Origin of the sequence: Halomonas campaniensis, from assembly GCF_014193375.1 — a bacterium.
Lineage (GTDB): Bacteria > Pseudomonadota > Gammaproteobacteria > Pseudomonadales > Halomonadaceae > Halomonas > Halomonas campaniensis.
Genome location: NZ_JACHZF010000010.1, coordinates 12,770 through 32,731 on the forward strand (window position 1 = coordinate 12,770; position 19,962 = coordinate 32,731).

Consider the following 19,962-nt stretch of genomic DNA (forward strand, 5'->3'; position numbering starts at 1 on the left):
ATTTCCTGTGTTCAGTGGCCGCTGAAGGTGGCGGGGCGTTTTTCCTGGAAGGCGCGGATGCCCTCTTCGCGATCGTCGGTGCCGGCCAGCAGGGTGAAGGCGTGGCGCTCGAAGCGCAGGCCGGTGGCCAGGTCGGTGTCCTCGGCCTTGTGCAGCGCCTCCCGGGCCAGGCGCACGGCCAGCGGCGCCTTGGTGGCGATGGTCTCGGCGATGGCGATGGCGCGCTCCACGGTCAGCTCGGGCTGGGTGATCTCGCTGACCAGGCCCGCCTCCCGGGCGCGGCGAGCGGAGATCGGCTCGCCGGTGAGCACCATCTGGGTGGCCAGCGCCTTGCCCACGGCGCGCACCAGGCGCTGGGTGCCGCCGGCGCCGGGCATGATGCCGAGGTTGATCTCGGGCTGGCCGAAGCGGGCGTCCTCGCCGGCGACCAGGATGTCGGCGTGCATGGCGAGCTCGCAGCCACCCCCCAGGCAGAAGCCGTTGACGGCGGCGACGATCGGCTTGCCGAAGCGGGCGATGGTGGCCCAGTGGCGCTGGCGGGGATCCTCGAGGATGCCCACCAGGTCGCGCTCGGCCATCTCCTTGATGTCGGCGCCGGCGGCGAAGGCGCGCTGGCTGCCGGTGATCACCACGGCGCGCACCTCGGGGTCCTGCTCGGCGGCGGTGAGGGACTCGGCCAGCTCCCCCAGCAGGGCGGTGTTGAGGGCGTTAAGCGCCTCCGGGCGGTGCAGGGTGATGCGCAGCACCCCTCTCTGCGGCTCCTCGACGATCAGGTGATTCGGCATGGTGTCCTCGTCTTCGGCACGGGGTAGGCACGGCAAGGGCCCGCGGTCAGTGCGGGTGAGCCTGGGTCGAGTATAGGTTTTTTTTGATACGCATCAAATCGAACGTGGTCGACATGATGTATCGTTTATGCCGTAGGCCCCAAGGATTCGGCTTGCTTTTCAGGAGGTTGTGACAGCAAATCGCCCGCCCGGAAGGCGAGGTTATACCATGGTCGAAACCCGCCGCTGGTGACGCGGTGTTCTCCCGTAACCATCTGATATTAATATGGACTTTGGGCTTGTCTCGGGCGCCCGGGAGAAGGCGTGGCGAGTCGGGGTTTGATGTTTTGTTACGCTATGGATAGTCTTTCTATCAATATCGTATCGAATACAGCCTCCCGCTGCGCAGGAACCGCAATGTCACGACACGCCCAGCAGTTGTTCGACCGTCACCGCGAGACCCTCGACCAGGCCGTCGAGGCCATTACCAGCCGCGGTTTCTGGAGCCCCTTTCCCGAGAACATCAAGAAGTATCCGGAGGAGGCGGTGAAGGGGGCCTCCCGGCGCTTCGAGGCCCTGCTCGGACGGCCCTTCCCCCTCAAGGTGCCGGCGGTGGCCGGCCAGGTGGGTGGCGAGGCCTCCCCCTACGGCTTCGAGCTGGGCGTGACCTATGACCAGCCCGAGCAGGGCGCGCTGATCGCGGCGATGCAGGCGGCGATGCCCGCCTGGCGCGACGCCGGCGCCGAGGCCCGGGTGGGTGTCTGCCTGGAGATCCTGGCGCGCCTGAACGCCATGAGCCCGGACATTGCCCAGGCGGTGACCCACACCAGCGGCCAGGCGCCGATGATGGCCTTCCAGGCCGGCGGCCCCCACGCCCAGGACCGCGGCCTCGAGGCCGTGACCTATGCCTGGCAGGCGATGTCCCGGGTGCCGGCGACGGCCAGGTGGGTGAAGCCCCAGGGGAAGCATGACCCCCTGGTGCTCGACAAGCGCTACCACATCGTGCCCCGCGGCATCTCCCTGGTGGTGGCCTGCTCCACCTTCCCCACCTGGAACACCTACCCGGGGCTGTTCGCCAGCCTGGCCACCGGCAACCCGGTGATCCTCAAGCCGCACCCGGCCGCCATCCTGCCGGTGGCCATGACCGCCCGGGTCGCCCAGGAGGTGCTCGAGGAGGCCGGCTTCGACCCCTGCCTGGTCAGCCTGGTGCCGGATACCGCCGAGGCCCCGGTGACCAAGCAACTGGCCCTGGAGCCGGCCGTGAAGCTGATCGACTTCACCGGCTCCAACGCCTTCGGCGAGTGGCTGGAGCAGAACGCGACCCAGGCCCAGGTCTTCACCGAGAAGGCCGGCATCAACACCGTGATCATCGACAGCGTCGAGCAGATCAAGCCGGTGGCCCAGAACCTCGCCTTCAGCCTGAGTCTCTACGCCGGCCAGATGTGCACGAGTCCCCAGGCGATCTACGTGCCGAAGGAGGGCATCAGGACCGCCGAGGGCCGACTCTCCTTCGACGAGGTGGCCGGCGCCCTGGCCAGGGCCGTCGAGACGTTCCTCTCCGACAACGACCGTGCCTGCGCCGTGCTGGGGGCCATCCAGTCGCCGGCCACCGCCGCCCGCATCGACGCGTGCCGCGGCCTGGGCGAGGTGCTGCTGGACAGCGAGCCCCGCGAGCACGCCCAGTACCCCCGGGCGCGCATCCACACCCCGCTGCTGCTCAAGGTGGACGCCAGCCGGCGCGACGCCTTCGGCGAGGAGCGGTTCGGCCCGATCAGCTTCGTGATCGCCACCGACAGCACCGCCCACAGCATCCGGCTCGCCCGCGAGGTGATCGGCGAGAAGGGCGCCATCACCCTGGGGGCCTACACCACCGATGACGCCGTGGCCGAGCAGTTCGAGGAGCTGGCCATGGCGGTGGCGGCTCCGCTGTCGCTGAATCTGGACGGCGGCGTCTTCGTCAACCAGTCCGCCGCCTTCAGCGACTTCCACGCCACCGGCGGCAACCCGGCGGCCAACGCTTCCCTGTGCGACCAGGGCTTCGTGGCCCGTCGCTTCGTGGTGGTGCAGAGCCGTCGCCACGGCCAGCCTGACTGAGGAGACACCAGATGCCCTGTTATCGACTCGAGGGGGTCACCCCGGTGGTACACCCCACCGCCTATGTGCATCCCACCGCGGTGCTGATCGGTGACGTCATCGTCGGCCCGGGCTGCTACGTGGGCCCCGGCGCGGTGATGCGCGGCGACTTCGGCCAGCTGGTGCTGGAGGAGGGGGCCAACCTCCAGGACACCTGCGTGATGCATGGCTTCCCCGGCTGCGTCACCCGGGTGGAGAAGGATGGCCATATCGGCCATGGCGCGGTGCTGCACGGCTGCGTGGTGGGCCAGGACGCCATGGTGGGCATGAACGCCGTGGTGATGGACAACGCGGTGATCGGCGCCCGCTCCATCGTCGCCGCGGCGGCCTTCGTCAAGACCGGCTTCGAGTGCCCGCCCCGGTCGCTGGTGATGGGCGCGCCGGCCAAGGTCAAGCGGGAGCTGAGCGACGAGGAGATCGCCTGGAAGCAGCAGGGCACCCGCGAGTACCAGCGCCTGACCGAGCGCTGCCGCGACAGCCTGGAGCCCTGCGAGCCGCTGGCCGAGCTGGAGGCCGGCCGGCCGCGGCTGAACGCCGGCGATACCCAGCCCAAGCAGCAGACCCTGGGCCAGCAGGACCGCTCATGAGGTGACGGGACACGCCGGCGTTGCCGGCGGTGACGAAGCAAGCGCCCCCTGCCATGAGCCATGGCAGGGGGCGTTCGCGTGTGGGGTCGGCCGGGCGCAGGCGCCGGCCACAGGGCCCTAGTCCAGCCCGCCGAAGCGTCGGTAGAAGCTGGGGCCGGGGGCCGGCAGGGGACCCTCGGCGGTCTCCAGGTGGCGGTCGAGCCAGCTCTCGGCGCGGCGGTAGATCATGCGGTAGATGTTGCGGCACAGCTGGTGGGCGTTGCGCCCCTCCCAGGCGGTGGGCAGCAGCTCGTCGGGCAGCTGGGGGTCGCGCAGCTGCACCCGGCGGTACTCGTGGATCAGCAGGGTGCGGGCGATGAAGCAGGCCTCCTCGTCGAGGTGGTTCTCCTCGTTGAGCGCCTTCCACAGCGGGCGGAAGAGGGTCAGGAAGCGCTGGTAATGCTCGGCCAGCTCGTCGAGGTTCCAGCTCTCGCGCACCTGCAGGCGCAGCGGCTTGCTGGCCAGGGGCTCCAGGGCCTCGGTCTGCAGCACGATGGCCTCGTCGGCGGCGCCCAGCTCCTGGAGGGCGGCCATGGCCTCGCTGCGGCCGAGCATGGGGTGGGCGAGCAGCCCCGGGGCGAAGTGGCCGAAGCCCAGCCACTCCAGCTCGTCGCGCACCTTCTGGCGTCGGCTGCTGTCCAGCTGGCTCAGCAGCACCAGGGTCCACTGGCCCGACCAGGGCGCCTGGACGCCGTGATAGACGCGCTTGAAGGCCTGCTCGAAGCGGCGCCGCCCCGGCCCGCTCAGGCTGTAGTAGCTGCGCCGGCCCACCTTCTCCCCCTGCAGCCAGGTCTCCCGGGTCAGGCGATAGACCGAGGTGCGCACCAGCCGCTCGTTGATGCCGATGGGCTCCACCAGCTTCGACAGGCTGCCCAGCCAGACGGTACCGCCGCGGGGCACGATGGCATCGCCGTAGACGGTGATGATCAGCGAGCCGGCACGGATCGGACGGCGCTGCTGGAAGTCATCGATGAGGGCGGAGACGCATTCGGTGGCGGATGACATGATACGAGCCGGTTCCCTCTCTCCAGGAGTTGCAAAGGGCCCTGGCCTCGAGGGCGTCCGGGCCATGGCAGCCGAATGTTACGGTTGCGAAGGATCTTACCACAGGAAGTGTGTCAGGTTGCCTCGTGCCATCGAAGGGGCGCTCAGGGCGTGCGGCAGGTGGGGGAAGGCGCCTCGCCGTCATGATCCATCACCAGCCTGAGGTAGAAGCTGCCGCCCATGTTGCAGCGGGTCCTGCCCGCCCCGGCGAAGTCCACGAAGCAGTCCTGCTGGGAGTGACCGCCGGCGCTGGCCTCGGTCCAGTACCAGCCGGCCGGGGTATCCGGAAAGGCGGCGGTGTCGATCGCCGGTCCGTGCTCGGCGGGGCTCGGCAGCCGCAGGGCGTTCAGCTCGTGGAAGCGGGGCAGCCGCCAGGGGCACGCCCGGCTGTGCCGGGCCCTGGCCTCGGCTCGGGCCTCCAGGAAGGTCATCCGGGTGGCCGTCCCCTGGCAGCGTTCGTCGGCAAAGGCCTGCCCCTTGCTGCAGCGCTGCCATACCAGCGACTGCGCCGTGTCGATGACCCGATCTCCCTGCGGGAGCAGGTCACCTTGGGCCGTGGCGGTGAGCATCACCGCCACGGCCAGCAGGGGCAGCCGGCAGGCGAGGCGCGTCATGGCCCCGGGGAGGCGGGCGGTTCCGGCACCCGTCCGCCCAGCAGGGCGGTGATCTCGGCGGCGGTGGTGCGCACCAGTTCGCCGAGTTCGGGGAGCCGCGACTCGGGGATGCGCGCCTTGGGCCCCGAGACCGAGATGGCGGCCAGCGGGATGCCGTGCTCGTCGTGGATGCAGGCGGCCACGCACTGCAGGCCGATGGCGTGCTCCTCGCGGTCGCAGGCGAAGCCCTGGCGGCGGATCTCGGCCATTCCCTCGCGCAGGGTCTCCGGCGTGTGCAGGGTATTCTCGGTGACCCGGGCGAGGCCCTGCTCGGCGAGGATGCGCTCGAACTCGTCGTCCGGCAGCCAGGCCATCAGCGCCTTGCCGACGCCGGAGGCGTGCAGCGGGGCGCGGGAGCCCAGCCGGGTGATCATGCGCATCATCTGCGACGATTCGCTCTGGGCGAGGAACACCGCCGTGCCGCCATCGCGGATGCCCAGGTTGGCGGTCTCGCCGGTCAGGGCGGTGAGGCGGCGCAGGAAGGGGCGGCTGGTAGCCACGAAGTCGCGGGCCTCGAGGAAGCTGTTGCCGATGCGGAAGGTCTTCACGTCGATCTTCCAGACGCCGAGCTCGCTGTCCTGGGTGACGAAGCCCTGGCTCTGCAGCGCCTGCAGCAGGCGGTGGGTCGTCGAGGGCGCCAGGTCGGCCTGCTCGGCCACCTCGGAGAGCGCCAGGCCCCCGGGGCTGGCGGCCAGGCGCTCGAGCAGGTTGAGCCCGCGCACCAGTGACTGGCTGTGGCCACTGGCCGACTTGCCTGATCCGGCGGGGCGCCCCGCCGTCCTGCGCTTGACTTCACTCACCCGGTCTCTCCTCGTGCCGCGTTGGTACGCCAGCGGACAGGATACCGTGTCGCCACGGCCCTGTCTCGGTTGCGGAAATGGCTTCCATTGCCCGTGGCAGGCGCCTCAGCGGTCCCGCCACTGCGGGGCACGCTTCTCGATGAAGGCGTCGATGCCCTCGCCGGCGTCCTCGGCCATCATGTTGCAGGCCATCACCTCGCCGGCGAAGGCGTAGGCCTCGTCCAGCGGCATCTGCAGCTGGCGCTGGAACATCGCCTTGCCGGTGCGCACCGCCACCGCGCTCTTGGCGCAGATGCTGGTGGTGAGCTCGGCCACGGCGGTATCGAGGGCCGCGTCGTCGGCAATCCGGTTGACCAGCCCCCAGTCGCGGGCGGTCTCGGCGTCGATGAACTCGCCGGTGAAGAGCAGCTCCATGGCGCGCTTGCGGGCCACGTTGCGCGACAGCGCCACCGCCGGGGTAGAGCAGAACAGTCCGGCGTTGATGCCGGAGACGGCGAACCGCGCCGAGCGCGCGGCCACCGCCAGGTCGCAGCTGGCCACCAGCTGGCAGCCGGCGGCGGTGGCCAGCCCCTGGACCCGGGCGATGACCGGCACCGGCAGCTCGACGATGGCCTGCATCACCGCGCCGCAGCGGGCGAACAGGGTCTGGTAGTAGGCCTTGTCGGGGTTGGCGCGCATCTGCTTGAGGTCGTGGCCGGCGCAGAAGGCGCGCCCCTCGGCGGCGATCACCACGCAGCGCACGCCGCCATCGTCGGCCAGCCGTGCCAGCTCGGCCTGCAGGGCCTCCAGCATCTCCTCGGAAAGGGCGTTGAAGCTTCCGGGGCGGTTGAGGGTCAGGGTGGTCACGCCGTCGTGGTCCTGGCGCAGCACGGGGGCGGTCGGGTCGGTCATCGGTCTCTCCGGTCGGTTCGGCAGGCGTCAGCCTAGCGCCTGTGGCGGCGCTGTCGGGCGGGCTGCGACCAAAGGAGGGGGCGCCGTGCCGGTGGGCCCGGACGCGAAGGGCCGCCGTGTCGTGGCGACACGGCGGCCCCGGGCGGTGCGGCGGCGAGGGGGGTTACGCCGCGCTGTTGGTCTCGGAGTAGAGCACGCGGACCTTGAGGGTGTGCTCCACCTGGCGCAGGGCCTCGAGGGCCTGGGGGCCATAGGCCTTGTCCACGTCGATCACCACGTAGCCGACCTTCTCGTTGGTCTGCAGGTACTGGCCGGAGATGTTGATGTCGTTCTCGGAGAGCACCCGGTTGATCTCGGAGAGCACTCCCGGCACGTTGTCGTGGATGTGCAGCAGACGATGCTTGTCCGGGTGGGCCGGCAGGGCGACCTCGGGGAAGTTGACCGAGGTGACGGTGGTGCCGTTGTCGGAGTAGGTGATCAGCTTCTCTGAGACCTCGATGCCGATGTTCTCCTGGGCTTCCAGGGTGGAGCCGCCCACGTGGGGGGTCAGGATCACGTTGTCCATGCCGCGCAGCGGGCTGACGAACTCCTCGTCGTTGCCCTTGGGCTCCACCGGGAAGACATCGATGGCGGCGCCGTTGAGGCGGCCGGCCGCGAGGGCCTCGGCCAGGGCCTCGATCACCACCACGCTGCCACGGGAGGCGTTGATCAGGATGCTGCCCTCCTTCATGCGGGCGATCTGCTCGGCGCCGATCATCCACTTGGTGGAGGGCAGCTCGGGCACGTGCAGGCTGACCACGTCGGCGCGGGCCAGCAGGTCGTCGAGGCTGGGCACCTGGCGGGCGTTGCCCATGCCCAGCTTGGTCACCACGTCGTAGTAGATGACGTCGAAGCCCAGCGACTCGGCCAGCACCGAGAGCTGCGAGCCGATGCTGCCGTAGCCGACGATCCCCAGGGTCTTGCCGCGGGCCTCATGGGAGTTCTTCGCCGACTTCAGCCAGCCGCCGCGGTGGGCGCGGGCGTTCTTCTCGGGGATGCCACGCAGCAGCATGATCGCCTCGGCCAGCACCAGCTCGGCCACCGAGCGGGTGTTGGAGTAGGGGGCGTTGAACACCGGGATGCCGCGTACCAGGGCCGCGTTGAGGTCGACCTGGTTGGTGCCGATGCAGAAGCAGCCCACCGCCACCAGCTTCTCGGCGGCGGCGAAGACCCGCTCGGTGAGCTGGGTGCGCGAGCGGATGCCGATGAAGTGGACATCGCGGATCTTCTCGATCAGCGCCGCCTCGTCCAGCGAGGTGGGCAGGTGCTCGATGCTGGTGTATCCCGCGTTGTGCAGATTGTCCACCGCGCTCTGGTGGACCCCCTCGAGCAGCAGGATCTTGATCTTGCTCTTGTCCAGGGACGTCTTGGCCATGGTTGAATCAACCCCTTCCGGCGCGAGCCGCATGCAGTGTCAGGTAAGGTGGGAGGGCGCCGATTCTACCACAGGCGTCGGATGAGCCAGGATGAAAATGCTGCGCGCCATGATGAAGCGCCTGCATGTTCGCCGATGCGGTGCCGGGGCAGACGACCCCCCGGGGGGAGCGTGTATACTGTGGCCTTTCGGCAATCCCGACCGACCCGAGGATCGTGGCAGACACAACCATGGCAGAGCGCAACGAGCGGCCGGACGGCCCCCAGGCCGGCGAGGCGGCCACGATGGATTTCGCCGCCACCGTCGAGCGGCTGGAGCAGCTGGTGGAGCGGCTGGAGTCCGGCGAGCTGTCGCTGGAGGGCTCGCTGTCCGCCTTCGAGGAGGGCGTGCGGCTGACCCGCGACGCCCAGCGGCGCCTCGACGAGGCGGAGCTCAAGGTGCGGACCCTCACCGAGGGGCCGGACGGGGGCGTCGAGCTCGAGCCCTTCGCCGCCCCGCCGGCGGAGGATGACGGTGAACGCTGACGCCCTGACGGCCCGCCTGGCCGCGGATCGAGCCCGGGTGGACGCCGGCCTGGCGGCGCTCTTCGTCGATCGTGCGGCGCCCGCGCCGCGGCTCGACGCCGCCATGCGCCACGGCGTGCTGGTGGGGGGCAAGCGGCTGCGCCCGGTGCTGGTCTATGCCGCCGGCCGCGCCCTGGGCGCGGCGGACGACGCCCTGGACGCCCCGGCCATGGCCATCGAGCTGGTCCACGCCTATTCGCTGGTCCACGATGACCTGCCGGCCATGGACGACGACGACCTGCGCCGCGGCCAGCCCACGGTGCACCGCGCCTTCGACGAGGCCACGGCGATCCTGGCCGGCGATGCCCTCCAGGCGCTGGCCTTCGAGGTGCTGGCGCGGGCCGGTCATCCACGGCTCCCGGCGCTGATCCTCGCCCTGGCCGAGGCCGCCGGCCGCGACGGCATGGTGGCCGGCCAGGCGCTGGACCTCGCCGCCGTGGGCGGCCACCCCGATGTCACGGCCCTGGCCACCATGCACGGCCACAAGACCGGCGCGCTGATTCGCGCGGCCGTGCGGCTGGGCGGCCTGGTGGCGGTGGACGAGGCCGACCCGCGCCTGGCGGCCCTGGGGGCCTATGCCGGGGCCATCGGCCTGGCCTTCCAGATCCACGACGACGTGCTCGACGTCACCGGAGATACCGTCACCCTGGGCAAGGCCTCCGGGGCCGACGCCGCCCGGGACAAGCCCACCTATCCCGCCCTGCTCGGGCTCGAGGGGGCCCGTCGCCGGGCCGCCGAGCTGGTCGAGCAGGCCGTCGCCGCCCTGGAGCCGCTGGGCGAGCCCGCCATGCCGCTGGCGGCGCTGGCGCGATACATGATCGAGCGTGACCACTGACCCGACAAGATGAGCCCATGAAGCTGTTCGATGACATTCCCGTCGAGCGCCCGGCCACGCCGCTGCTCGACACCCTGGAGACGCCGGCCGCGCTGCGCGCCATGACCACCGCGCAGCTGGCGCAGGTGGCCGACGAGCTGCGCGCCTACCTGCTCTACAGCGTCGGGGTCTCCGGGGGGCACTTCGGGGCCGGCCTCGGTGTCGTGGAGCTCACCGTGGCCCTGCACCAGGCGCTGGAGACGCCCCATGACCGCCTGGTATGGGACGTGGGCCACCAGGCCTACCCCCACAAGATCCTCACCGGGCGCCGCGAGGCGATGCCGAACATCCGCCACTACGGCGGCCTGGCGGCCTTTCCGCGCCGCGCCGAATCGGAGTTCGACACCTTCGGCGTGGGCCACTCCAGCACCTCCATCTCGGCGGCCCTGGGCATGGCCCTGGCCGCCCGCGCCTGCGGCGAGCAGCGCCGCGTCTGCGCGGTGATCGGCGACGGCGCGCTGACCGCGGGCATGGCCTTCGAGGCCCTGGCCCACGCCGGCCACGTGGACGCCAACCTGCTGGTGGTGCTCAACGACAACGAGATGTCGATCTCCGAGAACGTCGGCGGCATCGCCAGCTACCTGGCGCGGATCCTGGCCAGCAAGCCCTACACCACCATGCGCGAGGGCGGCAAGAAGGTGCTCTCCCACCTGCCCGGGGCCCTGGAGCTGGCGCGGCGCACCGAGGAGCACATGAAGGGCATGATCAGCCCGGCCACGCTCTTCGAGGAGATGGGCTTCAACTACATCGGCCCCATCGACGGCCACGACCTGCCGCTGCTGGTGCAGACCCTGCGCAACATGCGCGACCTGGAGGGGCCCCAGTTCCTGCACGTCAAGACCCGCAAGGGGCGCGGCTTCCTGCCCGCCGAGGCGGACCCCATCGGCTACCACGCCATCACCAAGCTTGAGAAGAACGGCGAGGTGCCGCCGCCGCTCAAGCCCGTCAGGCCGCCGGCAAGCCCGCCCTCCCCGCCGAAGAAGAAGTACTGCAACGTCTTCGGCGACTGGCTGTGCGACATGGCCGCCGCCGACCCGCGGCTGATCGGCATCACCCCGGCCATGCGCGAGGGCTCCGACCTGATCCGCTTCTCCCGGGAGTACCCGGAGCGCTACTTCGACGTCGCCATCGCCGAACAGCACGCCGTGACCCTGGCCGCCGGCATGGCCTGCGAGGGCATGAAGCCGGTGGTGGCGATCTACTCGACCTTCCTGCAGCGCGGCTACGACCAGCTGATCCATGACGTGGCGGTGCAGGCGCTCGACGTCACCTTCGCCATCGACCGCGCCGGCCTGGTGGGCGAGGATGGCCCCACCCACCACGGTAGCCTGGACCTCTCCTACCTGCGCTGCGTGCCTGGCCTGGTGGTGCTGGCGCCGGCCGACGAGGCGGAGTGCCGCTCCATGCTGAGCGCCGCCTATCACCACCCCGGCCCCGCCGCGGTGCGCTACCCCCGGGGCACCGGCCCCGGGGTCGAGATCCCCGCCCACCTGGCGCCCATCGCCATCGGCCAGGCTCGGGTGCGCCGCGAGGGCCGCGCCGAGCCGGGGCGCCGGGTCGCCCTGCTGGCCTTCGGCAGCCTCAACACGCCGGCCGCCGAGGTGGCCGGGCGGCTTGATGCCAGCCACCTCAACATGCGCAGCATCAAGCCGCTGGACCGCGAGGCGGTGCTGGCCGCCGCCGCGGACCACGACCTGCTGGTGACCCTGGAGGAGAACGTGGTGGCCGGCGGCGCCGGCAGCGCGGTCAACGAGCTGCTGGCCGCCGAGGGTGTGAAGACGGAGGTGCTCAACCTGGGGCTGCCTGACGCCTTCGTCGAGCACGGCAAGCCCGCCGAGCTGCTGGCCGAGTGCGGCCTGGACGCCGAGGGCATCGAGGCGGCGATCCGCGCCCGGCTGCCCTGAGCGTTCCGCGCCTCGCGGCCGAGGCCGCCCTGCCGCCCCGTCTCCCTCGCCGAGGGGCGGGGCGGTCGCCTGTCCCGGGTCAGACGCCGTGGGGCAGCACGGCGGTATAGACCGCGAAGTAGTGGAAGGCGCTGCCGCCCAGCACGAAGAGGTGCCAGATGACGTGGTTGAAGGGGATCGCGCGGATCGCGTAGAAGAGCACGCCGAGGGTGTAGGTGAGGCCGCCGGCCACCAGCAGGGCGATGCCCGTGGCGGATAGCCGCTCGGCCATCTCTCCGCCGGCGAAGAGGATCAGCCAGCCCATCAGCAGGTAGATCCCCACCCGCAGCGCCGCGAAGCGGTGGGGCCAGAGCAGCTTGCAGGCGATGCCCCCCAGCGCCAGGGACCAGACCACGGCGAACAGCGTCCAGCCGGTGGGGCCGCGCAGGTTGACCAGCAGGAAGGGCGTGTAGGTGCCGGCGATCAGCAGGTAGATGGCGCAGTGGTCCAGCAGCTGGAACAGCCGCTTGAGGCGAGGGTGGCGGACGCCGTGGTAGAGCGTCGAGGCGGTGTAGAGCAGCACCAGGCTGGTGCCGTAGAGGCCGATACCGGCCAGCTTCCAGGGGTCCACGTGGGCCGCCAGGCTGGCCAGCACCAGCAGCACCGTGGCCCCGGCCAGGCTCAGCACCGCGCCGATGCCGTGGCTGATGCTGTGCAGCCACTCCTCGACGACGCTGAAGGGGGTGTCCGTCTCGCGGGATGAGCGGTTCATCGGGTCTCCTCCCTGGTCAGGGGACGCCCCGATGGCGGGAAGGGTTCCCGTCCTCAGGGCTTGCGTTCGATGTCCACGTCGCTGGCCTGGGTGAAGTCGCCCAGCGCCATCATGTGGCCGAGCTTGCCGGCCTTGGTGGACAGGTACTGCTCGTTGTGGGGGTTCAGGCCGGTGGTCAGCGGGACCCGCACCACCACGCGCACGCCGGCGCTGGTCAGGGCCTCGACCTTGCGCGGGTTGTTGGTCATCAGTCTAAGCGATGCGACGCCAAGGTGCTCGAGCATCGGCACGCAGAGGTCATAGCGGCGCAGGTCGGCACCGAAGCCGAGGCGCTCGTTGGCCTCCACGGTGTCGGCCCCCTGATCCTGCAGGTGGTAGGCGCGGATCTTGTTGAGCAGGCCGATGCCGCGCCCCTCCTGGCGCAGGTAGAGCAGCACCCCGCGCCCCGCCTCGGCGATGCGCTTCAGGGCCTCCTGCAGCTGGTAGCCGCAGTCGCAGCGCATCGAGAACAGCGCATCGCCGGTCAGGCACTCGGAGTGGACCCTCCCCAGCACCGGCTCGCCGTCGGCGACGTCGCCCAGGGTCAGGGCGATATGGTCCTTGCCGGTGGCTTCATCCTCGAAGCCATGCATGGTGAAGGTGGCCCAGGGGGTGGGCAGCCGGGAGGCGGCGATGAATCGGATCGTCACGGGGTACCTCGGTGTCAGGCCCTTCTTGGTCCACGGCAGGGCGATGCCGGCGGGTGGGGGCCTATTCTAGCAGGAAGCCGCGCCGGGCTCACGACCGCAGCCCCTGGCGCCATGATCGGGTACAATATGGCCCACATTTCCCGTGGATGACCGCCTGCATGGAACTCAAGAACGATCGCTTTCTGCGCGCCCTGGCGCGTCAGCCTGTGGACCGCACCCCGGTGTGGATGATGCGCCAGGCCGGCCGCTACCTGCCGGAGTACCGCGCCACCCGCGCCGAGGCCGGGAACTTCATGGACCTCTGTCGCAACCAGGACCTGGCCTGCGAGGTCACCCTGCAGCCCCTGGAGCGCTACCCGCTGGATGCGGCGATCCTCTTCTCGGATATCCTCACCATCCCCGACGCCATGGGGCTGGGGCTCTACTTCGAGACCGGCGAGGGACCCAAGTTCCGCAAGCCGGTGCGCAGCGCCGAGGACGTGGCGGCGCTCGCCGTGCCCGACGCCGAGCGCGACCTGGACTACGTGATGCGCGCGGTCTCCACCATCCGTCGCGAGCTGAACGGCCGGGTGCCGCTGATCGGCTTCTCCGGCAGCCCCTGGACCCTGGCCACCTACATGGTCGAGGGCAGCTCCAGCAAGGACTTCCGCCACGTCAAGACCATGCTCTACGACACGCCCAGCGTGATGCATGACCTGCTCGATACCCTGGCCACGGCGGTCACCGAGTACCTCAACGCCCAGATCCGTGCCGGCGCCCAGGCGGTGCAGATCTTCGACACCTGGGGCGGGGCGCTCTCCACCCCGGCCTACCTGGAGTTCTCGCTGCGCTACATGGAGCAGATCGTCGCCGGCCTGATCCGCGACCACGACGGCAGGCGCGTGCCGGTGATCCTGTTCACCAAGAACGGCGGCCAGTGGCTCGAGGACATCGCCCTGGCGGGCCCCGATGCCGTGGGGATCGACTGGACCACCGAGCTCGCCGACGCCCGCGCCCGGGTCGGCCACAAGGTGGCCCTGCAGGGCAACTTGGACCCGAACGTGCTGTTCGCCCGCCCGACGGCGATCCGTGCCGAGGTGGCGCGCATCCTCGACAGCTACGGCGCCGGCCCCGGGCACGTGTTCAACCTGGGCCACGGCATCAGCCAGTTCACCAACCCCGACAACGTCACCGCCTTCATGGAGGCGCTGCACGAGCTGAGCCCGGCCTACCACCGCCGGATCCAGCATGGCTGAAGGGGCCTGGCGGAACCGGCTGAGAGGCCTGCATGACCGGCGCCGCCTGTGGGCGGCGCTGGCCGTCCTGGGGGCGCTGGCCATCGCCCTGGGCAGCCTGACCCCGGGCAGCGAGATGCCCTCGAACCTGCCCTGGGACAAGTTCAATCACTTCGTCGGCTACGCCGGCCTGGCCGGGCTGATCGGCCTGGCCGGGGTGCGCCTGCCGCGTGCCTTCCTGGCCGCCGTGCTCTTCGGCATCGCCATCGAAGTTGCCCAGGTCCCGGTGCCGGGGCGCAGCGGCGGCGACTGGGCCGACATCCTCGCCAACTCCCTCGGCGCCGCCTTCGCGGTGGTGCTGCTCCACCTGCTGCGGCGGGGACTGCGGCCGCGCGCCTGAGCCGCGAGGGTCCCGCCCGCGACCCCCTGGCGCCCCGCTGCCGAGACCGGCCGCGGGGCGCCTCGCGTTCGGCGCACCTGACGCACCGCCGGGGTGCCGCCGGGCCTCTCCGTGCGCCAGGGCGGCGCCGTGGCCGTATCACGGGGGCGGGGATTCCACTCCCCCGGCAGCGTTGAAAGCACAGGATTCCTGGCACCCGGCGGATATGGAATGATCCTTGCTGCAGTCATCGCGCATGCTGCGGGCATGCGTGACAACACGAACAACACTCCAAGATGCGAGGGAAGATCCCCATGCTGAACAACAACAAGCTGCTCCTGCTGGCCTCCGCCGGCGCCCTGGCCTTCGCGGCCACCTCCGTCGCCCAGGCCTCCACCCTCGAGGAGACCCGCGACCGTGGCGCGGTCCAGTGCGGCGTCAGCGATGGCCTGCCGGGCTTCTCGGCCCCGGACGACGCGGGCGAGTGGCAGGGCCTGGATGTCGACGTCTGCCGCGCCGTGGCGGCCGCGGTGTTCGGCGATTCCGAGGCGGTGCGCTACGTGTCGCTCAACGCCGTGGAGCGCTTCACCGCGCTGCAGTCCGGCGAGGTGGACGTGCTCTCCCGCAACACCACCTGGACCACCACCCGCGACACCACCCTGGGCCTCAACTTCACCGGCGTGACCTTCTACGACGGCATCGGCTTCATGATCCACCGCGACATGGGCATCACCAGCGCCAAGGAGCTCGATGGCGCGGCGATCTGCGTGCAGTCCGGCACCACCACCGAGCTCAACGTGGCCGACTACTTCCGCGCCAACGACATGGAGTTCGACCCCATCGTCTTCGACACCTCCGAGCAGACCGTCGGCGGCTACGATGCCGGCCGCTGCGACGTGCTGACCTCCGATACCTCCCAGCTCGCCGCGCTGCGCATCCAGCTCGCCGAGCCGGACGCCTCGATGATCCTGCCGGAGATCATCTCCAAGGAGCCGCTGGGCCCGGTGGTGCGTCAGGGTGACGACCAGTGGCTCAACATCGTCAAGTGGTCGCTGTTCGCCATGCTCAACGCCGAGGAGATGGGCATCACCCAGGACAACGTCGACGAGATGCTCGAGTCCGAGGATCCGGACATCGCGCGCCTGCTCGGCCAGGACGGCAACTACGGCGAGGGCATGGGCCTGTCCGCCGACTGGGCCTACAACATCATCAAGCAGGTGGGCAACTACGGCGAGAGCTTCGACCGCAACGTCGGCATGGGCTCCCCGCTGGAGATCGAGCGCGGCATCAACGCCCTGTGGACCGAGGGCGGCATCCAGTACGCCCCGCCGATCCGCTGAGCGGCCCCCCGGTGCCGCCCGGCACCGGGGAATCGACCCGACCGCCGCCCCGGGGATCCCGGGCCGGCGGTCCCGCACGCTGCTTGACGGATCCAGGCGGAGACCTCCCCCATGTCCACAAGACCCCAGGCCCGGCCGGCGGGCCCCAGGCCGCCGTTCTGGCGCGATCGCGCCAAGCGGGCGTTGATCTTCCAGCTGCTGCTGGTGGCCGCCGTGGCGGCCTTCCTGATCTTCATCATCGGCAATACCCAGGCGAACCTCGCCCAGCGAGGCATCACCACTGGCTTCGGCTTTCTCAACAACACCGCGGGCTTCGGCATCGTCCAGAGCCTGATCGACTACTCCTCCCAGAGCACCTACGGCCGCACCTTCCTGGTCGGGCTGCTCAATACCCTGCTGGTCTCGGCCCTCGGCGTGCTGGCGGCGACGATCATCGGCTTCACGGTGGGGATCGCCCGGCTGTCGCCCAACTGGCTGATCGCCCGGCTGGCCAGCGGCTACATCGAGATCTTCCGCAACATCCCGCTGCTGCTGCAGATCTTCTTCTGGTACTTCGCCGTGCTGCGCGCCCTGCCGAGCCCCCGGGACAGCATGTCCCTGGGCGAGGCGGTGTTCCTCAACGTGCGCGGCCTGTTCCTGCCGGAGCCGCTCTTCGAGTCCGGCTTCGGCCTGATCCCGCTGGCCCTGGCCGTCGCCGTGGTCGCCAGCATCGCCCTGATCGTCTGGAACAAGCGCCGCCATGAGGCCACCGGCCGGCGGCTGCCGGCGGGCTGGATATCCCTGGCGCTGATTGTCGGCCTGCCGCTTGCGGTGCTGGTGGTCACCGGGGTGCCGGTGACCTGGGACGTGCCGGAGCTGCGCGGCTTCAACTTCCGCGGCGGCATCACGGTGATCCCGGAGTTCCTGGCCCTGTGGCTGGCGCTCTCCATCTACACGGCCTCGTTCATCGCCGAGATCGTGCGCTCGGGGATCCAGGCGATCCCCCACGGCCAGACCGAGGCGGCCCAGGCGCTGAGCCTGCCCCAGGGGCTGGTGCTGCGGCTGGTGGTGGTGCCCCAGGCGCTGCGGGTGATCATCCCGCCGCTCACCAGCCAGTACCTCAACCTGATCAAGAACTCCTCGCTGGCCACCGCCATCGGCTACCCGGACCTGGTCTCGGTGTTCGCCGGCACGACCCTCAACCAGACGGGGCAGGCCATCGAGGTGATCGCCATGACCATGGCGGTCTACCTCACCATCAGCCTGCTGGTGTCGATGTTCATGAACTGGTTCAACGCCCGCGTGGCGCTGGTGGAACGCTAGGAGAGGCGCCATGACACACAACGACAAGATGATCGAGGCGCGGCCGGCACCGATCCGCACCGTGGGCCCCCTGGCCTGGCTGCGCGCCAACCTGTTCAGCGGCCCGGTGAACACGGTGTTCACCCTGGTGGGCCTCTACCTGCTCTACGTGCTGCTGACGCCGACGATCCAGTGGGCCTTCATCAACGCCGACTGGATCGGCACCAGCCGCGACGACTGCTCACGGGAGGGCGCCTGCTGGGTGTTCGTCAACGCCCGCCTGACCCAGTTCATCTACGGGCTCTACCCCCGCGACGAGCTGTGGCGGGTGAACCTCGTCTTCGCCAGCTTCGCGGTGCTGATCGCCTGGCTGGCGATCCCGCGGCTGCCCTTCAAGCGCTGGGTGGCCATCGCGACCCTGCTGGCCTTCCCGGTGTTCGCCTACGTGATGCTCTACGGCGGCCACTTCGGCCTGCCCCTGGTGGAGACCCACCGCTGGGGCGGGCTGATGCTGACCCTGATCCTGGCCGTGGTGGGGATGGTGGCGGCCCTGCCCATCGGCATCCTGCTGGCCCTCGGGCGCCGCTCGCAGATGCCCATCGTCAAGAGCTTCTGCGTGGTGTTCATCGAGTTCTGGCGCGGGGTGCCGCTGATCACCATCCTGTTCATGGCCTCGGTGATGTTGCCGCTTTTCCTGCCCACCGGGGTCAGCGTCGACCGCCTGGTGCGGGCGCTGATCGGCATCACCCTGTTCCAGAGCGCCTACATGGCCGAGGTGATCCGCGGCGGCCTGCAGGCGATCCCGCGGGGGCAGGAGGAGGCCGCCGCGGCGCTGGGCATGAGCTACTGGATGCGCATGGGGCTGATCGTGCTGCCCCAGGCGCTGAAGATGATGATCCCCGGCATCGTCAACACCTTCATCTCGCTGTTCAAGGACACCACCCTGGTGATGATCATCGGGCTCTTCGACCTGCTGGGCATCGTCCAGGCGGCGCTGTCCGACTCCCGCTGGCTGGGCTTCGCCCTGGAGGGCTACGTGTTTGCCGCGTTCATGTTCTGGATCTTCTGCTTCAGCATGTCGCGCTACAGCCAGTATCTGGAGCGGAAACTGCATACCGGCCATCAACGCTAGGAAGCGGCGCCACCCGAATCGAGGAACGACGACAATGAGTGAACAGGCAACCCAGTCCCAGGCCGGCGCCGAGACCCCGATGGTCGAGATGCGCGGCGTCAACAAGTGGTACGGCGACTTCCACGTGCTGCGGGATATCGACCTCACGGTGAAGCGCGGCGAGCGCATCGTCATCTGTGGCCCCTCGGGGTCCGGCAAGTCGACGCTGATCCGCTGCATCAATCACCTGGAGGAGCACCAGCAGGGCGAGATCGTGGTGGGCGGCGTGCCGCTGACCCAGGACGTCAAGCGCATCGAGCAGGTCCGCCGCAGCGTCGGCATGGTCTTCCAGCACTTCAACCTCTTCCCGCACCTGACGGTGCTGGAGAACTGCTGCCTCTCGCCCATGTGGGTGCAGAAGAAGTCCCGTCGCGAGGCCGAGGCCCAGGCGATGCAGTACCTGGAGCGGGTGCAGATCGCCGAGCAGGCGCGCAAGTACCCGGGGCAGCTCTCCGGCGGCCAGCAGCAGCGGGTGGCCATCGCCCGCTCGCTCTGCATGCACCCGGACGTGATGCTCTTCGACGAGCCCACCTCCGCGCTGGATCCGGAGATGATCAAGGAGGTGCTCGATGTCATGGTCGAGCTGGCCCGCGAGGGGATGACCATGCTCTGCGTGACCCACGAGATGGGCTTCGCCAAGACCGTGGCCGACCGGGTGATCTTCATGGACCAGGGTCAGATCATCGAGGAGAACGCCCCGGAGCCCTTCTTCAACGACCCCCAGTCGGAGCGCACCCGGCTGTTCCTCAGCCAGATCCTCGGCCACTGAGTCGCGAAGGCCCCCGGCGATGCCGGGGGCGGCGGGTCAGAGCCGTGGCTCCCGACGCCGCGCCGGGTCAGGCTCGCCTTCGGCGGCCAGGTCCAGCGTCGGTTCGCTGTCGCGCGGGTGCAGGCGCTCGGCGGGACGGGTCACCCGGGGGCGGCCGACGCTCTCCTCCGGGGCGGCCATGGTGCGCGCCTCGCTGGTCCAGGCCGTGTCCTGGCCGTGCACCGCCGGCCGGCGGTCGAAGGAGCGCGTCATCACGGCGCCCGGCGCGAAGCCGGGACGCAGGGCCGCCAGATGGTGGGGGAGCAGCCACAGCTCGGCGAGCAGGCGCAGGCCGATGACGGCCAGCAGCCAGGCGCCGCCGCCCAGGGCCAGGCCCGGCCAGGCCTCGGCCCAGCCCAGCGGGGCGAGCCAGGGGGTGCGGGGTGCCAGCCACAGCATCGCGCCGGCTGCGAGGCCGAGCTGGAGCAGCAGGTGACAGGTGATCAGGGTGGTGCGGCCCAGAGGGCGGCGGGGAAACAGCAGCTGTCGCATCGGGGGTCCTCCCGGGGGATGCACATCGTGATGATGAGGCCCGCTGGCATCCGTGCCAGCATCACGGGATGCTACCCCAGATCACGCGCCGGTGCAGTTCTCCCGTGCAGCGGCCGATGCGGGTTGACCAACCCGGGCGGGATTGCCAATGTTGAACAAGAGGCGGGTGCC

General features: G+C 70.2%; 20 protein-coding genes. 11 read left to right on the forward strand and 9 right to left on the reverse strand.

The window, feature by feature from the left end; translation table 11 throughout:
- Nucleotides 1-11: 11 nt before the first annotated feature.
- Nucleotides 12-785: a 2,3-dehydroadipyl-CoA hydratase PaaF gene (gene paaF, locus BDK63_RS07995; RefSeq protein WP_183330846.1), complete on the reverse strand. Its 774-nt coding sequence runs from the start codon at nucleotides 783-785 to the stop codon at nucleotides 12-14.
- 396 nt (nucleotides 786-1,181) lie between these two features.
- On the opposite strand from paaF, the gene paaN reads away from it, so the two are divergent.
- The gene (gene paaN / locus BDK63_RS08000; protein ID WP_183330847.1) at nucleotides 1,182-2,858 is read left to right on the forward strand and encodes a phenylacetic acid degradation protein PaaN; all 1,677 of its coding nucleotides are present in this window, start codon (nucleotides 1,182-1,184) and stop codon (nucleotides 2,856-2,858) included.
- Nucleotides 2,859-2,869: 11 nt separating this feature from the next.
- Complete coding sequence (gene paaY, locus BDK63_RS08005; protein WP_183330848.1) at nucleotides 2,870-3,484, forward strand: phenylacetic acid degradation protein PaaY; 615 nt, start codon at nucleotides 2,870-2,872, stop codon at nucleotides 3,482-3,484.
- 117 nt (nucleotides 3,485-3,601) lie between these two features.
- Here paaY and paaX read toward each other — a convergent pair whose 3' ends face one another.
- The 5 genes from paaX to serA form a co-directional block, all read right to left on the reverse strand.
- Entirely contained in the window at nucleotides 3,602-4,528 is a 927-nt protein-coding gene (gene paaX, locus BDK63_RS08010) for a phenylacetic acid degradation operon negative regulatory protein PaaX (protein WP_183330849.1), read from the reverse strand.
- 143 nt (nucleotides 4,529-4,671) lie between these two features.
- Entirely contained in the window at nucleotides 4,672-5,181 is a 510-nt protein-coding gene (locus BDK63_RS08015; RefSeq protein ID WP_183330850.1) for an Lcl C-terminal domain-containing protein, read from the reverse strand.
- Nucleotides 5,178-6,020, reverse strand: coding sequence for an IclR family transcriptional regulator domain-containing protein (locus tag BDK63_RS08020; protein WP_183330851.1), 843 nt, complete (start codon nucleotides 6,018-6,020; stop codon nucleotides 5,178-5,180). The genes BDK63_RS08015 and BDK63_RS08020 overlap by 4 nt, the downstream gene beginning before the upstream one ends.
- A gap of 105 nt (nucleotides 6,021-6,125) precedes the next feature.
- Nucleotides 6,126-6,911, reverse strand: a complete 786-nt coding sequence (locus BDK63_RS08025; RefSeq protein WP_183330852.1) for an enoyl-CoA hydratase — start codon at nucleotides 6,909-6,911, stop codon at nucleotides 6,126-6,128.
- Between the two features lie 163 nt (nucleotides 6,912-7,074).
- Entirely contained in the window at nucleotides 7,075-8,325 is a 1,251-nt protein-coding gene (gene serA, locus BDK63_RS08030; protein ID WP_183330853.1) for a phosphoglycerate dehydrogenase, read from the reverse strand.
- Nucleotides 8,326-8,555: 230 nt separating this feature from the next.
- Between serA and BDK63_RS08035 the strand changes: the two genes are divergently transcribed.
- From BDK63_RS08035 to dxs, 3 genes are read left to right on the forward strand one after another with little or no spacing between them, the layout of a single operon-like run.
- Nucleotides 8,556-8,849: an exodeoxyribonuclease VII small subunit gene (locus BDK63_RS08035; RefSeq protein WP_183330854.1), complete on the forward strand. Its 294-nt coding sequence runs from the start codon at nucleotides 8,556-8,558 to the stop codon at nucleotides 8,847-8,849.
- Entirely contained in the window at nucleotides 8,833-9,723 is an 891-nt protein-coding gene (locus BDK63_RS08040; protein ID WP_183330855.1) for a polyprenyl synthetase family protein, read from the forward strand. The genes BDK63_RS08035 and BDK63_RS08040 overlap by 17 nt, the downstream gene beginning before the upstream one ends.
- A gap of 17 nt (nucleotides 9,724-9,740) precedes the next feature.
- Nucleotides 9,741-11,666: a 1-deoxy-D-xylulose-5-phosphate synthase gene (gene dxs, locus BDK63_RS08045; RefSeq protein ID WP_183330856.1), complete on the forward strand. Its 1,926-nt coding sequence runs from the start codon at nucleotides 9,741-9,743 to the stop codon at nucleotides 11,664-11,666.
- Between the two features lie 79 nt (nucleotides 11,667-11,745).
- Here dxs and trhA read toward each other — a convergent pair whose 3' ends face one another.
- Together trhA and ribA are read right to left on the reverse strand one after the other, a co-directional pair.
- The gene (trhA, locus tag BDK63_RS08050) at nucleotides 11,746-12,417 is read right to left on the reverse strand and encodes a PAQR family membrane homeostasis protein TrhA (RefSeq protein ID WP_183330857.1); all 672 of its coding nucleotides are present in this window, start codon (nucleotides 12,415-12,417) and stop codon (nucleotides 11,746-11,748) included.
- A gap of 53 nt (nucleotides 12,418-12,470) precedes the next feature.
- Complete coding sequence (ribA, locus tag BDK63_RS08055) at nucleotides 12,471-13,106, reverse strand: GTP cyclohydrolase II (protein ID WP_183330858.1); 636 nt, start codon at nucleotides 13,104-13,106, stop codon at nucleotides 12,471-12,473.
- A 158-nt stretch (nucleotides 13,107-13,264) separates the two neighbouring features.
- Here ribA and hemE point away from each other — a divergent pair, with 158 nt between their 5' ends.
- From hemE to BDK63_RS08085, 6 genes are all read left to right on the forward strand, one after another.
- Nucleotides 13,265-14,341: a uroporphyrinogen decarboxylase gene (gene hemE / locus BDK63_RS08060; RefSeq protein ID WP_183330859.1), complete on the forward strand. Its 1,077-nt coding sequence runs from the start codon at nucleotides 13,265-13,267 to the stop codon at nucleotides 14,339-14,341.
- Nucleotides 14,334-14,720, forward strand: coding sequence for a VanZ family protein (locus BDK63_RS08065; protein ID WP_183330860.1), 387 nt, complete (start codon nucleotides 14,334-14,336; stop codon nucleotides 14,718-14,720). The genes hemE and BDK63_RS08065 overlap by 8 nt, the downstream gene beginning before the upstream one ends.
- A 293-nt stretch (nucleotides 14,721-15,013) precedes the next feature.
- Nucleotides 15,014-16,039 carry an amino acid ABC transporter substrate-binding protein gene (locus BDK63_RS08070; protein ID WP_183330861.1) on the forward strand — a complete coding sequence of 342 codons (1,026 nt, stop codon included), beginning with the start codon at nucleotides 15,014-15,016 and terminating at the stop codon, nucleotides 16,037-16,039.
- Between the two features lie 111 nt (nucleotides 16,040-16,150).
- On the forward strand, nucleotides 16,151-17,341 hold the full coding sequence (locus BDK63_RS08075) for an amino acid ABC transporter permease (protein WP_183330862.1): 1,191 nt from the start codon (nucleotides 16,151-16,153) through the stop codon (nucleotides 17,339-17,341).
- A 10-nt stretch (nucleotides 17,342-17,351) separates the two neighbouring features.
- Nucleotides 17,352-18,452, forward strand: coding sequence for an amino acid ABC transporter permease (locus BDK63_RS08080; RefSeq protein WP_183330863.1), 1,101 nt, complete (start codon nucleotides 17,352-17,354; stop codon nucleotides 18,450-18,452).
- Between the two features lie 79 nt (nucleotides 18,453-18,531).
- Complete coding sequence (locus tag BDK63_RS08085) at nucleotides 18,532-19,260, forward strand: amino acid ABC transporter ATP-binding protein (protein ID WP_183330985.1); 729 nt, start codon at nucleotides 18,532-18,534, stop codon at nucleotides 19,258-19,260.
- Between the two features lie 36 nt (nucleotides 19,261-19,296).
- Here BDK63_RS08085 and BDK63_RS08090 read toward each other — a convergent pair whose 3' ends face one another.
- A complete protein-coding gene (locus tag BDK63_RS08090) occupies nucleotides 19,297-19,791 on the reverse strand; it encodes a hypothetical protein (protein ID WP_183330864.1) in 495 nt (164 codons plus the stop codon).
- Nucleotides 19,792-19,962 lie beyond the last annotated feature (171 nt).

Coding starts and splice junctions, on each gene's coding strand:
- dxs (WP_183330856.1), top strand. CDS start 9,741: ATGAAGCTGTTCGATGACATTCCCGTCGAGCGCCCGGCCACGCCGCTG.
- BDK63_RS08025 (WP_183330852.1), bottom strand. CDS start 6,911: ATGACCGACCCGACCGCCCCCGTGCTGCGCCAGGACCACGACGGCGTG.
- BDK63_RS08040 (WP_183330855.1), top strand. CDS start 8,833: ATGACGGTGAACGCTGACGCCCTGACGGCCCGCCTGGCCGCGGATCGA.
- paaY (WP_183330848.1), top strand. CDS start 2,870: ATGCCCTGTTATCGACTCGAGGGGGTCACCCCGGTGGTACACCCCACC.
- BDK63_RS08085 (WP_183330985.1), top strand. CDS start 18,532: ATGGTCGAGATGCGCGGCGTCAACAAGTGGTACGGCGACTTCCACGTG.
- paaX (WP_183330849.1), bottom strand. CDS start 4,528: ATGTCATCCGCCACCGAATGCGTCTCCGCCCTCATCGATGACTTCCAG.
- BDK63_RS08090 (WP_183330864.1), bottom strand. CDS start 19,791: ATGCGACAGCTGCTGTTTCCCCGCCGCCCTCTGGGCCGCACCACCCTG.
- BDK63_RS08065 (WP_183330860.1), top strand. CDS start 14,334: ATGGCTGAAGGGGCCTGGCGGAACCGGCTGAGAGGCCTGCATGACCGG.
- BDK63_RS08015 (WP_183330850.1), bottom strand. CDS start 5,181: ATGACGCGCCTCGCCTGCCGGCTGCCCCTGCTGGCCGTGGCGGTGATG.
- BDK63_RS08035 (WP_183330854.1), top strand. CDS start 8,556: ATGGCAGAGCGCAACGAGCGGCCGGACGGCCCCCAGGCCGGCGAGGCG.
- trhA (WP_183330857.1), bottom strand. CDS start 12,417: ATGAACCGCTCATCCCGCGAGACGGACACCCCCTTCAGCGTCGTCGAG.
- BDK63_RS08075 (WP_183330862.1), top strand. CDS start 16,151: ATGTCCACAAGACCCCAGGCCCGGCCGGCGGGCCCCAGGCCGCCGTTC.
- BDK63_RS08070 (WP_183330861.1), top strand. CDS start 15,014: ATGCTGAACAACAACAAGCTGCTCCTGCTGGCCTCCGCCGGCGCCCTG.
- hemE (WP_183330859.1), top strand. CDS start 13,265: ATGGAACTCAAGAACGATCGCTTTCTGCGCGCCCTGGCGCGTCAGCCT.
- BDK63_RS08080 (WP_183330863.1), top strand. CDS start 17,352: ATGACACACAACGACAAGATGATCGAGGCGCGGCCGGCACCGATCCGC.
- paaF (WP_183330846.1), bottom strand. CDS start 785: ATGCCGAATCACCTGATCGTCGAGGAGCCGCAGAGAGGGGTGCTGCGC.
- serA (WP_183330853.1), bottom strand. CDS start 8,325: ATGGCCAAGACGTCCCTGGACAAGAGCAAGATCAAGATCCTGCTGCTC.
- paaN (WP_183330847.1), top strand. CDS start 1,182: ATGTCACGACACGCCCAGCAGTTGTTCGACCGTCACCGCGAGACCCTC.